The sequence below is a fragment of the Pseudolysinimonas sp. genome, from assembly GCF_039912695.1.
GTDB lineage: Bacteria > Actinomycetota > Actinomycetes > Actinomycetales > Microbacteriaceae > Pseudolysinimonas_A.
The window spans coordinates 1-12,103 of record NZ_JBDSPJ010000023.1; the positions used below are offsets into that span (position 1 = coordinate 1).

Here is a 12,103-nt window from a genome sequence, read left to right on the forward strand (position 1 = left end):
ATCCCCGGGTTCGTCGACAGCCACGGGCACCTGATGTTCGCGGGCGATCGCGCCGACGAGTTCGAGGCCCGGATGGCGGGGGAGACGTACGAGGCGGGCGGCATCCGGCGCACGGTGCGGCTGACCCGCGAGGCGTCGGATGCCGCGCTGCTCGCCAACGCCCAGAGACTCATCGCCGAGGCCCGCCGCCAGGGCACGACGACCATGGAGATCAAGTCGGGCTACGGGCTCACCGTAAGCGACGAGGAGCGCGCCCTGAACGTGGCCGCGACACTCACCGACGAGGTCACCTACCTCGGCGCGCATGTCGTGCCCGAGGGCATCGGACGCGACGACTACGTCGACCTGGTGTGCGGTGAGATGCTCGAGGCGTGCGCGCCTCACGCGAAATGGATCGACGTGTTCTGCGAGACCGGCGCGTTCACGGTCGAGGAGTCGCGCCGCATCCTGGAGGCCGGTGCCGCCGCGGGTCTCGGGCTGCGCATGCACGCTGCCCAGCTCGGCGAATCGGACGGCGTGCGCCTCGCCGTCGAGCTCGGCGCAGCGTCGGTCGATCACTGCACCTACCTGACCGACGCCGACGTGGACGCGCTGGCCGGGTCGACGACGGTCGCCACGCTGCTGCCGGGCGTCGAATTCTCGACGCGGCAGCCCTATCCCGACGCTCGCCGACTTCTGGATGCCGGGGTCACCGTCGCGCTCGCCTGCGATTGCAATCCGGGCTCGAGCTACACCACCTCGATGGCGTTCTGCATCGCGATGGCCGTGCGCGACATGGGTCTCACGCCCGCCGAGGCCGTGCGCGCGGCGACGCTGGGAGGGGCTGCTGCCCTGCGCCGCGACGACATCGGGCACCTGCGGACGGGCGCCCGGGCCGACCTCGTGGTGCTCGACGCCCCGACCTACGTGCACCTCGCGTACCGGCCCGGCGTACCCCTCGTGCACCAGGTCATCACGGCCTGACTCTCCACGGCTTGCGAATCTCGTATCGCGGGGAGCGGGCTCCGGCGGACACTCGATGAGTGGAGCGAGTGCGGCTTCGGCCCGGTGCATACGTCGACGCACGCGAATGGCTGGCCGGGTCCGAGCGCGAACGCCACCTGCTGAAGGTGCGCGCGGCGGCGAGAGCGCTCACCCCTCGCGCGGTCTACTCGCATGAATCTGCGGCGGCGGTGCATGGCATCCCCGTACTCGGAGGGTTTCCGGATGTCGTGCGAGCCAGTTACGAAGGGCCGAACGGGATGTCACGGCGCGAAGGCGTGCGGTGGACGCGCGCCTGCTGGGACCCCGGTGACGTGCAGCAGTGCGCGGGATTGCAGGTAACGTCACTGCGCCGAACCGCGGTCGACATCGCCCGCGCGGGCTCGCTCGCCCAGGGTGTGGCGGCGCTCGATCACGTGTTCGCCCACGGAGTGGAGCATCGCGGGGTGACCGCGTGGGCGCGACGTCGGAGGCCTTTCCACGGCGTCGCCCCGCTCGTTCGTGCACTCGAGGTAGCACGGGGACTCTCGGAATCGCCGCTCGAGTCCCTCAGCCTCGCCCGAATCGCAGAGCTCGGATTTGTCCTCCCGACTCAGCAGCACGAATTGCCGGCCGACGGTGGACTGTTCCGGGTCGACTTCTTCTGGCCGGAGGCGAGCGTCGTGGGCGAGGCTGACGGGCGCGTCAAGTACGCGACTGCCGACGATCTCTGGCGCGAAAAGCGCCGGGAGGACGGCATCCGCCGGCTCGGGTTCGCCGTCATCCGGTGGAGCTGGTCCGACGCATGGACCGTCTCCCCGCTCCGCGACATGCTCGATCAAGCCGGCGTCCCTCGCGTTTGACGCGGAATCGGCTCCGGCAGCACCCCCGAATCCGCGTAAAACACTCTGATTCCGCGTCAAACGCGCAAACGGGCCTCGAGGGAGGGCGCGCGCGACACGCCCGGGTTGCAGCAAATGCCGGGGTGTGGCAAACTCGTCTAGTTCAACATCCCGTGCGCGCCAGCGTGCGCGGGTCACTGCACTCGCTGTGCACAGCCCCCCGCGGAAACGCGGGATGAGGCTGGGCCGCAGGCAGCAGAACACGTTTCACTCGAATCCCAACCCGAATCCACTTGCGTGGATTCCTGCGCCATGCGCAGAGCAGGGCGGGATTGACAGAAGAACAGCGGTGCGCGAACAGCAGTGTTGCGCGTGTGTGCGGGGCCCGAGACGGTCGCGCACAGAAGAGAGAAGAGAGACAACATGGCGGGACAAAAGATCCGCATCCGGCTCAAGTCGTACGACTACGCCGGACTCGACGCCTCGGCGCGCAAGATCGTCGACACCGTGACCCGTGCGGGCGCGACCGTCGTCGGTCCGGTCCCGCTGCCCACGGAGAAGAACGTGGTCGTCGTGATCCGCAGTCCTCACAAGTACAAGGACAGCCGCGAGCACTTCGAGAAGCGCACCCACAAACGTCTCATCGACATCATCGATCCGACGCCGAAGGCGGTCGACTCGCTCATGCGACTCGACCTGCCCGCCGACGTCAACATCGAGATCAAGCTCTAGAGCCCAGGGAAACAAGATCATGTCTGCACTCAAGACCGTCAAGGGTCTGCTGGGCACCAAGCTCGGCATGACGCAGGTCTGGGACGAGAACAACAAGCTCATCCCTGTCACCGTCGTCCAGATCACCCCGAACGTCGTCACCCAGGTCCGTTCCACCGAGGTCGACGGCTACACCGCCGTGCAGATCGCCTACGGTGCCATCGACCCGCGCAAGGTCAACAAGCCTGCAACCGGTCACTTCGACAAGGCCGGCGTCACTCCGCGCCGCCACCTCACCGAGGTGCGCACGTCCGACGCCGCCGAGTACACTCCGGGCCAGGAGCTCGCGGTCGACATCTTCGAGGCCGGCCAGTACGTGGATGTCGTGGGCACCTCCAAGGGCAAGGGCTTCGCCGGCGTCATGAAGCGCCACAACTTCAAGGGCGTCAGCTCGAGCCACGGTTCGCACCGCAACCACCGCAAGCCGGGTTCCATCGGCGCCTCCTCGACGCCCAGCCGCGTCTTCAAGGGGATGCGCATGGCCGGTCGCATGGGTGGCGAGCGCGTCACCGTGCAGGGCCTCAAGGTCCACTCGGTCGACCTCGAGAACAACCTCATCCTGGTCAAGGGAGCCGTCCCCGGCGCCCGCGGCCGCATCGTCTTCGTCCGCAACGCGGTGAAGGGAGCCAAGTAACCATGGCTACGACTCTCGACGTCGTCGACGCCAAAGGAAAGAAGACCGGTTCGGTCGACCTCCCGGGCGCGATCTTCGACGTGCAGACGAACGTCCCGTTGATCCACCAGGTGGTGACCGCGCAGCTCGCGGCCGCCCGCCAGGGCACGCACAAGACCAAGGGTCGCGGCGAGGTCTCCGGCTCCGGTACCAAGCCGTTCAAGCAGAAGGGCACCGGTCGTGCCCGTCAGGGCTCGATCCGCATGCCGCAGCACCGCGGCGGTGGCATCGTGCACGGACCGGTCCCGCGCGACTACTCGGAGCGCACCCCCAAGAAGATGATCGCCGCGGCACTGCTCGGCGTCCTCTCCGACCGCGCACGCGGCGAGCGTCTCCACGTCATCGACAGCTTCGGCTCCAACGGAGCGCCGTCGACCAAGAACGCGTTGTCGGTGCTCGAGAACGTGGCGACCAGCAAGAACGTGCTGATCGTCATCGAGCACGACGACGAGATCACGCTGAAGAGCGTGCGCAACCTCAAGAACGTGCACGTGCTCACCGTCGACCAGCTCAACGCCTACGACGTGGTCGTCAGCGAGGACATCGTCTTCACCAAGGCGGCGTACGACTGGTTCGTCGAGCGTCGCTCGACGAACAAGAAAGACGCAGCCGTCGACGCGGAGAAGAAGGAGGCCGGCGAGTGAGCGGCTACAACAAGGACCCGCGCGACATCATCATCGCGCCCGTCGTCAGCGAGAAGAGCTACGGCCTGATCGACGACGGCAAGTACACGTTCGTCGTCGACCCGCGGTCGAACAAGACGGAGATCAAGCTCGCGATCGAGAAGATCTTCGACGTCAAGGTCGCGTCGGTCAACACGCTGAACCGCACGGGCAAGACCCGCCGCACGCGATTCGGCACCGGCAAGCGCAAAGACACCAAGCGGGCGATCGTCACGCTGAAGTCCGGTTCGATCGACATCTTCACGGCTGTCGGCTAAGGACCAGGGAGAACAGACATGCCCATTCGCAAATACAAGCCCACGACCCCCGGTCGCCGTGGTTCGTCGGTCGCCGACTTCGTCGAGATCACGCGTTCCACGCCCGAGAAGTCGCTGCTGAAGCCGCTGCCCAAGTCGGGTGGACGCAACAACACCGGTCGCATCACCACCCGCCACATCGGCGGAGGGCACAAGCGCCAGTACCGCGTCATCGACTTCCGTCGCAACGACAAGGACGGCGTCGACGCCAAGGTCGCTCACATCGAGTACGACCCGAACCGTACGGCTCGCATCGCGCTGCTGCACTACGTCGACGGCACGAAGCGGTACATCATCGCGCCGGCGAAGCTCAACCAGGGCGATGTCATCGAGTCGGGTCCCGGCGCCGACATCAAGCCCGGCAACAACCTGCCGCTCAAGAACATCCCGGTCGGAACCGTCATCCACATGATCGAGCTGCGTCCGGGTGGTGGCGCCAAGATGGCCCGCTCCGCCGGTTCGTCAGTTCGTCTGGTTGCGAAGGACGGCCCGTACGCGCAGCTTCGGCTGCCCTCGGGTGAAATCCGCAACGTCGATGTTCGGTGCCGCGCAACGATCGGCGAGGTCGGCAATGCCGAGCAGTCGAACATCAACTGGGGCAAGGCCGGCCGGATGCGGTGGAAGGGCGTTCGCCCGACAGTCCGTGGTGTCGCCATGAACCCGGTTGACCACCCGCACGGTGGTGGCGAGGGGAAGACGTCCGGTGGACGTCACCCGGTCAGCCCGTGGGGCAAGAAGGAAGGTCGCACGCGTAAGCGCGATCTCCCCAGTGACAAGCTCATCGTCCGCCGTCGCACCGTCGGCAAGAAGCGCAAGGGATAGGCCAGAGGAATGCCGCGCAGTCTTAAAAAGGGCCCGTTCGTTGACGATCACCTGCTCCGCAAGGTGGTCACCCAGAACGATGCCAACACCAAGAACGTGATCAAGACCTGGTCGCGCCGATCGATGATCATCCCGGCAATGCTGGGTCACACCATCGCCGTGCACGACGGTCGCAAGCACATCCCCGTCTTCGTGACGGAGACCATGGTCGGGCACAAGCTCGGCGAGTTCTCGCCCACCCGCACTTTCCGTGGGCACGAGAAAGACGACAAGAAGGGACGGCGCCGCTGATGGTTCTCGCTACCGCTCGCGTGAAGCACATTCGCGTCACTCCCCAGAAGGCCCGCCGGGTCGTGGACATCATCCGCGGCAAGCAGGCTGTCGAAGCCCTCGCCATCCTCAAGTTCGCGCCGCAGGCCGCGAGCGAGCCGGTCTACAAGCTGGTGGCCTCGGCGATGGCGAACGCCCGCGTGAAGGCGGATGCCGCCAACGCGTACCTCGACGAGCAAGACCTGGTCGTGCACCGGGCCTACGTCGATGAGGGCACAACGTTGAAGCGTTTCCGCCCCCGGGCACAGGGACGCGCGTTCAAGATCCTCAAGCGCACGAGCCACATCACCGTGGAGCTCGCGACGCCGGACGAGTTCATGGATGTCGTCAAGACCTCCGCGAAGCCCGCCGCCCGCAAGGCGACGACGACCAAGAAGGCTGAGGCCAAGTAATGGGCCAGAAAGTCAACCCGTACGGCTTCCGCCTCGGGATCACCACCGACCACGTGTCGCGTTGGTTCACCGACTCGACGAAGCCCGGTCAGCGCTACGCCGACTACGTGGCTGAGGATGTCAAAATCCGTCAGCTCCTGAAGACGAGCCTCGACCGTGCCGGTGTCGCCAAGATCGAGATCGAGCGCACCCGTGACCGCGTCCGCGTCGACATCCACACGGCCCGTCCCGGTATCGTGATCGGTCGCCGGGGCGCCGAGGCCGAGCGCATTCGCTCCGACCTCGAGAAGCTCACCAACAAGCAGATCCAGCTCAACATCCTCGAGGTGAAGAACCCCGAGGCCGAGGCTCAGCTGGTCGCTCAAGGCATCGCCGAGCAGCTCTCCGCCCGCGTGGCTTTCCGCCGCGCGATGCGCAAGGGACTGCAGGGTGCCCAGCGCGCCGGCGCCAAGGGTGTGCGCATCCAGGTTTCGGGTCGTCTTGGTGGCGCAGAAATGTCGCGCTCCGAGTTCTACCGCGAAGGCCGTGTGCCGCTGCACACCCTTCGCGCGAACATCGACTACGGCTTCTACGAGGCGCGCACGACGTTCGGTCGCATTGGTGTGAAGGTCTGGATCTACAAGGGCGACATCACCAACAAGGAACTCGCTCGCGAGCAGGCGTCGCAGAAGTCGACCCGGCCCGAGCGTCGCGACGACCGTGGACCCCGTAGCCCGAGCGCTCGTGGTCCGCGTACCGACGCGCCCGTCGCGGCAGGAGCAGAGGGCTAAATCATGCTTATTCCCCGCAAGGTCAAGCACCGCAAGCAGCACCACCCCGGACGTTCGGGCGCTGCCACCGGTGGTACCAAGGTCAGCTTCGGCGAGTTCGGCATCCAAGCGATGACGCCCGCCTACCTGACCAACCGTCAGATCGAGTCCGCTCGTATCGCGATGACCCGTCACATCAAGCGTGGCGGCAAGGTGTGGATCAACGTCTACCCCGACCGTCCGCTCACCAAGAAGCCGGCCGAAACCCGCATGGGTTCCGGTAAGGGTTCGCCGGAGTGGTGGATCGCCAACATCAAGCCTGGCCGCGTGCTGTTCGAGGTCGCCGGAGTAGAAGAGAGTCTCGCTCGCGAGGCGCTCACCCGTGCGATCCACAAGCTGCCGCTCAAGGCCCGCATCATCAAGCGCGAGGAAGGCGACGCATAATGGCCGTCGGAACCAAAGAGCTCAAGCCGGTCGAACTCGACACTTTCGAGAACGAGAAGCTGACAGACGAGCTGAAGAAGGCCAAGGAAGAGCTGTTCAACCTGCGCTTCCAGTCGGCAACGGGTCAGCTCGAGAGCCACGGCCGCTTGCGCGCCGTCAAGCGCGACATCGCCCGCATCTACACCGTGCTTCGTGAGCGTGAGCTCGGCATCCGTGCCACGCCCGTCCCGATCGAAGCATCGGTGACGGCGAAGAGCACCGCCAAGAAGACCAAGAAGTCGGATGTTGTCGCTGACGCGACCGAGTCCGAGACCACCGAGGAGAACAACTAATGGCCGAGGTCAAGGCCGCTGCGGCCAAGAAGCCGGCTGCGAAGGCTGCCCCCGCTACGGCGAGTGGTCACGAATCGTCCGCACGCGACGTGCGCGACGAGAGTGCCCGCGGGTATCGCAAGACGCGTCGCGGCTTCGTGACGAGCGACAAGATGGACAAGACGATCGTCGTCGAGGTCGAGGACCGCGTTAAGCACCCGCTCTACGGCAAGGTCATCCGTCGTACCTCGAAAGTCAAAGTCCACGACGAGAACAACAGCGCCGGTATCGGCGACATGGTGCTCATCGCAGAGACTCGTCCGCTCTCGGCGACGAAGAACTGGCGTCTCGTCGAAATCGTAGAGAAGGCGAAGTAGCTCATGCTGCAGCAAGAATCCCGCGTCAAGGTCGCGGACAACACGGGCGCTAAGGAGCTTCTCGTCATTCGCGTGCTCGGCGGCTCCGGTCGTCGCTACGCCGGACTCGGCGACCAGGTCGTCGCGACGGTCAAGGACGCGATCCCGGGCGGCAACGTGAAGAAGGGTGACGTCGTCAAGGCTGTCGTCGTTCGCACGAAGAAGCAGACCCGTCGTGCCGACGGCTCGTACATCAAGTTCGACGAGAACGCCGCTGTCATCCTCAAGAACGACGGCGACCCGCGTGGAACCCGCATCTTCGGCCCGGTGGGCCGCGAGCTGCGCGACAAGAAGTTCATGAAGATCATCTCGCTGGCGCCGGAGGTGCTGTAACCCATGGCGAACATCAAGAAGGGTGACCTCGTTCAGGTCATCTCGGGTCCGACCCAGGCCCGCGGCGGAGACCGCGGCAAGCAGGGCAAGGTCATCGAGGTACTGGTCGAACGCGACAAGGTCATCGTCGAAGGCATCAACTTCGTCACCAAGCACGTGAAGGTCGGCCAGACCCAGCGCGGCACGAAGACCGGTGGCATCGAGACTCACGAGGCCCCGATCCACGTTTCCAACGTCGCCGTTGTTGACCCCAAGTCGAAGAAGCCCACCCGCGTGGGATTCCGCGAGGAGGTCGTCGAGAAGAACGGCGTCAAGAAGAAGGTTCGCGTCCGTTACGCGAAGAAGTCCGGAGAGAAGCTGTAATGGCTACCGCAACCGCCACGGCGCCCGAAAAGCGCGCTCTGCCGCGCCTGAAGCAGAAGTACCGCACCGAGATCTCGAAGACCCTCACGGAGGAGTTCGGGTTCACCAACCCGCACCAGGTTCCGGGGATCGTCAAGGTCGTCGTGAACACGGGTGTCGGCGAGGCTGCTCGCGACTCCAAGGTCATCGATGGCGCCATCAAGGACATCACCCTGATCACCGGCCAAAAGCCGCAGGTGACCAAGGCGCGCAAGTCGATTGCTCAGTTCAAGCTGCGCGAAGGCATGCCGATCGGCGCTCACGTCACGCTCCGTGGCGACCGCGCGTGGGAGTTCCTCGACCGTCTGCTGTCGCTCGCCCTGCCCCGCATCCGTGACTTCCGCGGTCTGTCGGACAAGCAGTTCGACGGCAACGGCAACTACACCTTCGGTGTTGTCGAGCAGAGCATTTTCCACGAGATCAACCAGGACAATGTCGACCGCGTTCGCGGTTTCGACATCACCGTCGTGACAACGGCCAAGACGGATGCCGAAGGTCGCGCCTTGCTGCGCGAGCTGGGCTTCCCGTTCCAGGCCGCTGACGCGGGCAAGTAATTACGTAAAACCGAACGCAGTACCGATCACACAGGTCGGCTCCTGGCCATCTTTGATTGAGCCCTGGCAGGACCGAAACCGTCTGAGAATAGGAATTCAACCGAAATGACAATGACAGACCCGGTCGCAGACCTGCTGACCCGTCTGCGCAACGCGAACCGCGCCTACCACGACGAGGTTTCGCTGCCCAGCAGCAAGCTCAAGACCCACATCGCCGAGATCCTCCAGAAGGAGGGCTACATCTCGTCCTGGAAGGTCGTGAAGAACGAGCGCGTCGGCGAGACCCTCACGATCGACCTGAAGTACGGGCCGAACCGCGAGCGTTCAATCGCCGGCATCAAGCGCGTCTCGAAGCCCGGCCTGCGCGTTTACGCAAAGTCGACCGAGATCCCGCACGTTCTCGGCGGACTTGGCGTCGCCATCCTGTCGACCTCTTCGGGGCTCCTGACCGATCGTCAGGCGACCAAGAAAGGCGTAGGTGGGGAAGTCCTCGCCTACGTGTGGTGATCTGACATGTCTCGTATTGGACGCCTCCCCATCACCGTTCCCGCGGGTGTCACCGTGACGATCGACGGCCGTGCCGTCTCCGTCAAGGGCCCCAAGGGCGAGTTGAGCCTGAACGTCGCCTCGCCGATCGAGGTTGCCCTCGAAGACGGCACCCTCACGGTCACGCGTCCCGACGACGAGCGCGCTTCGCGTTCGCTGCACGGACTGACGCGCACGCTCATCTCCAACCAGATCACCGGTGTGACCGAGGGCTACTCCAAGGGCCTCGAGATCGTCGGCACCGGTTACCGGGTGCAGTCGAAGGGTGAGTCGCTGGAGTTCGCTCTCGGCTACTCGCACTCGATCACCTTCGATCCGCCTGCAGGCATCTCGTTCGAGGTTGAGGGCAACACGAAAGTGACTGTCCGCGGCATCGACAAGCAAGCCGTCGGCGAGGTCGCCGCTAACATCCGCAAGCTGCGCAAGCCCGAGCCCTACAAGGGCAAGGGCGTGCGGTACGCCGGCGAAGTCGTCCGCCGCAAGGCCGGAAAGAGTGGGAAGTAATGGCTACCGTCAGTAAGTCCGCGCAGCGTGACCGTCGGCATGCCCGGCTCCGCAAGCGCGTTGTCGGTTCATCCGAGCGTCCGCGCCTCGTCGTGACCCGCTCGGCTCGGCACGTCTTCGTGCAGATCGTCGACGACACCAAGGGCCACACCGTGGCCTCCGCGTCGACCCTGGAAGCCGACCTGCGCGGCGACAAGGGCGACAAGACTGCCAAGGCGAAGAAGGTCGGGCTGTTGCTCGCCGAGCGCGCGAAGAAGGCCGGGGTGGATGCTGTTGTGTTCGACCGCGGTGGTAACCGTTTCGCTGGTCGCGTCGCCGCGATCGCCGAAGGCGCCCGTGAAGGAGGGCTGAACCTGTGAGCGACGTCGAGAACACCGAGTCGACCGAAAACACCGAGCCGACCGAGGTCGAGGTCCCCGTGGCCGTCGTCGAAGAGGTCGCCGAGCTTCCCGAGGGCCAGGTCGTTGAGACCGCCGCGGGGACGGCACCAAACTCGAACGAGCGCGAGGCCCGTCGGGGCAGCCGCGAGCGCAGCCCCCGTAACGACCGCAACTCGCGGGACCGCGGCGACAGCCAGTTCCTCGAGCGCGTCGTGACGATCAACCGCGTATCCAAGGTCGTCAAGGGTGGTCGTCGCTTCAGCTTCACCGCCCTCGTCGTCGTGGGCGACGGCAACGGAATGGTCGGCGTCGGCTACGGCAAAGCCCGTGAGGTGCCGTTGGCGATCTCGAAGGGTGTCGAGGAGGCGAAGAAGAACTTCTTCCGCGTCCCGCGCTCTGGCAAGACGATCCCGCACCCGGTGCAGGGTGAAGCCGCCGCCGGTGTCGTGCTGCTCCGTCCGGCCGCCGCCGGTACCGGCGTTATCGCCGGTGGTCCGGTGCGTGCCGTGCTCGAATGCGCTGGCATCCACGACATCCTGAGCAAGTCGCTCGGGTCGTCGAACACCATCAACATCGTTCACGCGACTGTTGCGGCACTCAAGCAGCTCGAAGAGCCGCGTGCCGTCGCCGCCCGTCGTGGACTGCCTTTCGAGGATGTCGCCCCCGCACGTCTGGTACGTGCAGAGGCCGACGACCTCGCAGCAGCGAAGGCAGGTGCCTGATGGCCGCCCGACTCAAAGTGACCCAGATCAAGTCCAAGATCTCCGAGAAGCAGAACCAGCGTGACACGCTGCGCAGCCTCGGGCTTCACCGCATCGGCGATGTCGTCGTGCGTCCGGACGACAAGCAGAACCGCGGCTATGTGAAGACGGTCGCGCACCTCGTGAAGGTCGAGGAGATCGACTAATGGCTGAAGAAACTCCCAAGAAGGCGCCGGCAAAGGCCGCCGCCCCGAAGGCTGCTGCCGCTCCGAAGGCCGCTGCCCCGAAGGCGGCTGCCGCTCCGAAGGCTGCCGCCGCCAAGGCTGCTGCGCCTAAGGCTGCTGCGCCCAAGGCGACGACGTCGAAGGCTGCCGCGAGCAAGGACGAGACGACGGCCGCGAAGCCTGCTGCCAAGGCGTCCTCCACCAAGGCGCCGCCCGCCAAGCCCGCCGCCAAGAAGGAACAGGCTCCGACCCGTCCCCAGGTGCTCAAGGCTCACCACCTCCGTCCCGCAGCCGGTGCCAAGAAGGACCGCATGCGCGTCGGGCGTGGTGAAGGTTCAAAGGGCAAGACGGCCGGTCGTGGCACCAAGGGCACGAAGGCCCGCTACCAGGTACGCGTCGGACTCGAGGGTGGAAACCTGAACTCGATCATGCGCGCGCCCAAGCTGCGCGGCTTCAAGAACCCGTTCCGGGTCGAGTACCAGGTCGTCAACCTCGACCGCCTCTCCGAGCTGTACCCGAAGGGCGGAGACGTCACGATCGGCGATCTCGTCACCAAGGGTGCCGTGCGCAAGAACGAGAAGGTCAAGGTTCTTGGAACCGGAGAGATTGCGGTTAAGCTGAACGTCGCTGTCGACAAGGTCTCCAGCTCCGCGGAGCAGAAGATCGTCGCGGCGGGCGGTTCCGTCAAGTAACCCGTAGTTTGGTGCGTGGCGACCCTCCGCGGTCGCCACGCACCGCCCGCTACGGGCAGTGTCGATTTACCGCCAGTT

Annotated in this window: 22 protein-coding genes; all 22 read left to right on the plus strand. The window is 65.5% G+C overall.

Annotation, left to right across the window (positions count from 1 at the left end):
• Positions 1–963: imidazolonepropionase (hutI, locus tag ABIR17_RS10350; protein ID WP_348004315.1), on the plus strand; the 963-nt coding region annotated here is incomplete at its 5' end.
• A 68-nt stretch (positions 964–1,031) separates the two neighbouring features.
• A complete protein-coding gene (locus ABIR17_RS10355) occupies positions 1,032–1,823 on the plus strand; it encodes a hypothetical protein (protein WP_348004316.1) in 792 nt (263 codons plus the stop codon).
• A 402-nt stretch (positions 1,824–2,225) separates the two neighbouring features.
• Positions 2,226–2,534 carry a 30S ribosomal protein S10 gene (gene rpsJ / locus ABIR17_RS10360; protein ID WP_348004317.1) on the plus strand — a complete coding sequence of 103 codons (309 nt, stop codon included), beginning with the start codon at positions 2,226–2,228 and terminating at the stop codon, positions 2,532–2,534.
• A 19-nt stretch (positions 2,535–2,553) separates the two neighbouring features.
• The gene (gene rplC, locus ABIR17_RS10365) at positions 2,554–3,207 is read left to right on the plus strand and encodes a 50S ribosomal protein L3 (protein WP_348004318.1); all 654 of its coding nucleotides are present in this window, start codon (positions 2,554–2,556) and stop codon (positions 3,205–3,207) included.
• Positions 3,208–3,209: 2 nt separating this feature from the next.
• Complete coding sequence (rplD, locus tag ABIR17_RS10370) at positions 3,210–3,890, plus strand: 50S ribosomal protein L4 (protein ID WP_348004319.1); 681 nt, start codon at positions 3,210–3,212, stop codon at positions 3,888–3,890.
• Positions 3,887–4,186, plus strand: coding sequence for a 50S ribosomal protein L23 (gene rplW / locus ABIR17_RS10375; protein WP_348004320.1), 300 nt, complete (start codon positions 3,887–3,889; stop codon positions 4,184–4,186). Before rplD ends, rplW begins: the two co-directional genes overlap by 4 nt.
• 18 nt (positions 4,187–4,204) lie before the next feature.
• Positions 4,205–5,047, plus strand: coding sequence for a 50S ribosomal protein L2 (gene rplB, locus ABIR17_RS10380; protein ID WP_348004321.1), 843 nt, complete (start codon positions 4,205–4,207; stop codon positions 5,045–5,047).
• A 9-nt stretch (positions 5,048–5,056) separates the two neighbouring features.
• Complete coding sequence (gene rpsS, locus ABIR17_RS10385; RefSeq protein ID WP_348004322.1) at positions 5,057–5,338, plus strand: 30S ribosomal protein S19; 282 nt, start codon at positions 5,057–5,059, stop codon at positions 5,336–5,338.
• Complete coding sequence (gene rplV / locus ABIR17_RS10390) at positions 5,338–5,769, plus strand: 50S ribosomal protein L22 (protein WP_348004323.1); 432 nt, start codon at positions 5,338–5,340, stop codon at positions 5,767–5,769. The genes rpsS and rplV overlap by 1 nt, the downstream gene beginning before the upstream one ends.
• A complete protein-coding gene (rpsC, locus tag ABIR17_RS10395) occupies positions 5,769–6,539 on the plus strand; it encodes a 30S ribosomal protein S3 (RefSeq protein ID WP_348004324.1) in 771 nt (256 codons plus the stop codon). Before rplV ends, rpsC begins: the two co-directional genes overlap by 1 nt.
• 3 nt (positions 6,540–6,542) lie before the next feature.
• Positions 6,543–6,962, plus strand: coding sequence for a 50S ribosomal protein L16 (gene rplP, locus ABIR17_RS10400; protein ID WP_348004325.1), 420 nt, complete (start codon positions 6,543–6,545; stop codon positions 6,960–6,962).
• Complete coding sequence (gene rpmC, locus ABIR17_RS10405) at positions 6,962–7,294, plus strand: 50S ribosomal protein L29 (protein WP_348004326.1); 333 nt, start codon at positions 6,962–6,964, stop codon at positions 7,292–7,294. Before rplP ends, rpmC begins: the two co-directional genes overlap by 1 nt.
• Positions 7,294–7,650: a 30S ribosomal protein S17 gene (gene rpsQ / locus ABIR17_RS10410; RefSeq protein ID WP_348004327.1), complete on the plus strand. Its 357-nt coding sequence runs from the start codon at positions 7,294–7,296 to the stop codon at positions 7,648–7,650. Before rpmC ends, rpsQ begins: the two co-directional genes overlap by 1 nt.
• Positions 7,651–7,653: 3 nt before the next feature.
• Complete coding sequence (rplN, locus tag ABIR17_RS10415) at positions 7,654–8,022, plus strand: 50S ribosomal protein L14 (RefSeq protein ID WP_348004328.1); 369 nt, start codon at positions 7,654–7,656, stop codon at positions 8,020–8,022.
• A 3-nt stretch (positions 8,023–8,025) separates the two neighbouring features.
• Positions 8,026–8,385 carry a 50S ribosomal protein L24 gene (gene rplX, locus ABIR17_RS10420; protein ID WP_348004329.1) on the plus strand — a complete coding sequence of 120 codons (360 nt, stop codon included), beginning with the start codon at positions 8,026–8,028 and terminating at the stop codon, positions 8,383–8,385.
• Complete coding sequence (gene rplE, locus ABIR17_RS10425; RefSeq protein ID WP_348004330.1) at positions 8,385–8,978, plus strand: 50S ribosomal protein L5; 594 nt, start codon at positions 8,385–8,387, stop codon at positions 8,976–8,978. Before rplX ends, rplE begins: the two co-directional genes overlap by 1 nt.
• Positions 8,979–9,083: 105 nt before the next feature.
• Positions 9,084–9,485, plus strand: a complete 402-nt coding sequence (rpsH, locus tag ABIR17_RS10430; protein ID WP_348004331.1) for a 30S ribosomal protein S8 — start codon at positions 9,084–9,086, stop codon at positions 9,483–9,485.
• A gap of 6 nt (positions 9,486–9,491) precedes the next feature.
• On the plus strand, positions 9,492–10,028 hold the full coding sequence (gene rplF / locus ABIR17_RS10435) for a 50S ribosomal protein L6 (protein WP_348004332.1): 537 nt from the start codon (positions 9,492–9,494) through the stop codon (positions 10,026–10,028).
• On the plus strand, positions 10,028–10,387 hold the full coding sequence (rplR, locus tag ABIR17_RS10440) for a 50S ribosomal protein L18 (protein ID WP_348004333.1): 360 nt from the start codon (positions 10,028–10,030) through the stop codon (positions 10,385–10,387). The genes rplF and rplR overlap by 1 nt, the downstream gene beginning before the upstream one ends.
• A gap of 59 nt (positions 10,388–10,446) precedes the next feature.
• Positions 10,447–11,130: a 30S ribosomal protein S5 gene (gene rpsE / locus ABIR17_RS10445; RefSeq protein ID WP_348004524.1), complete on the plus strand. Its 684-nt coding sequence runs from the start codon at positions 10,447–10,449 to the stop codon at positions 11,128–11,130.
• Complete coding sequence (rpmD, locus tag ABIR17_RS10450; RefSeq protein ID WP_348004334.1) at positions 11,130–11,315, plus strand: 50S ribosomal protein L30; 186 nt, start codon at positions 11,130–11,132, stop codon at positions 11,313–11,315. Before rpsE ends, rpmD begins: the two co-directional genes overlap by 1 nt.
• Entirely contained in the window at positions 11,315–12,025 is a 711-nt protein-coding gene (gene rplO, locus ABIR17_RS10455; protein ID WP_348004335.1) for a 50S ribosomal protein L15, read from the plus strand. The genes rpmD and rplO overlap by 1 nt, the downstream gene beginning before the upstream one ends.
• Positions 12,026–12,103: the final 78 nt, after the last annotated feature.

Excerpts from the sequence above, each read along its gene's own strand:
- rpsJ (WP_348004317.1), top strand. The coding sequence starts at position 2,226 with ATGGCGGGACAAAAGATCCGCATCCGGCTCAAGTCGTACGACTACGCC.
- rplC (WP_348004318.1), top strand. The coding sequence starts at position 2,554 with ATGTCTGCACTCAAGACCGTCAAGGGTCTGCTGGGCACCAAGCTCGGC.
- rplD (WP_348004319.1), top strand. The coding sequence starts at position 3,210 with ATGGCTACGACTCTCGACGTCGTCGACGCCAAAGGAAAGAAGACCGGT.
- rplB (WP_348004321.1), top strand. The coding sequence starts at position 4,205 with ATGCCCATTCGCAAATACAAGCCCACGACCCCCGGTCGCCGTGGTTCG.
- rpsS (WP_348004322.1), top strand. The coding sequence starts at position 5,057 with ATGCCGCGCAGTCTTAAAAAGGGCCCGTTCGTTGACGATCACCTGCTC.
- rplV (WP_348004323.1), top strand. The coding sequence starts at position 5,338 with ATGGTTCTCGCTACCGCTCGCGTGAAGCACATTCGCGTCACTCCCCAG.
- rpsC (WP_348004324.1), top strand. The coding sequence starts at position 5,769 with ATGGGCCAGAAAGTCAACCCGTACGGCTTCCGCCTCGGGATCACCACC.
- rplP (WP_348004325.1), top strand. The coding sequence starts at position 6,543 with ATGCTTATTCCCCGCAAGGTCAAGCACCGCAAGCAGCACCACCCCGGA.
- rpmC (WP_348004326.1), top strand. The coding sequence starts at position 6,962 with ATGGCCGTCGGAACCAAAGAGCTCAAGCCGGTCGAACTCGACACTTTC.
- rpsQ (WP_348004327.1), top strand. The coding sequence starts at position 7,294 with ATGGCCGAGGTCAAGGCCGCTGCGGCCAAGAAGCCGGCTGCGAAGGCT.
- rplN (WP_348004328.1), top strand. The coding sequence starts at position 7,654 with ATGCTGCAGCAAGAATCCCGCGTCAAGGTCGCGGACAACACGGGCGCT.
- rplX (WP_348004329.1), top strand. The coding sequence starts at position 8,026 with ATGGCGAACATCAAGAAGGGTGACCTCGTTCAGGTCATCTCGGGTCCG.
- rplE (WP_348004330.1), top strand. The coding sequence starts at position 8,385 with ATGGCTACCGCAACCGCCACGGCGCCCGAAAAGCGCGCTCTGCCGCGC.
- rpsH (WP_348004331.1), top strand. The coding sequence starts at position 9,084 with ATGACAATGACAGACCCGGTCGCAGACCTGCTGACCCGTCTGCGCAAC.
- rplF (WP_348004332.1), top strand. The coding sequence starts at position 9,492 with ATGTCTCGTATTGGACGCCTCCCCATCACCGTTCCCGCGGGTGTCACC.
- rplR (WP_348004333.1), top strand. The coding sequence starts at position 10,028 with ATGGCTACCGTCAGTAAGTCCGCGCAGCGTGACCGTCGGCATGCCCGG.
- rpmD (WP_348004334.1), top strand. The coding sequence starts at position 11,130 with ATGGCCGCCCGACTCAAAGTGACCCAGATCAAGTCCAAGATCTCCGAG.
- rplO (WP_348004335.1), top strand. The coding sequence starts at position 11,315 with ATGGCTGAAGAAACTCCCAAGAAGGCGCCGGCAAAGGCCGCCGCCCCG.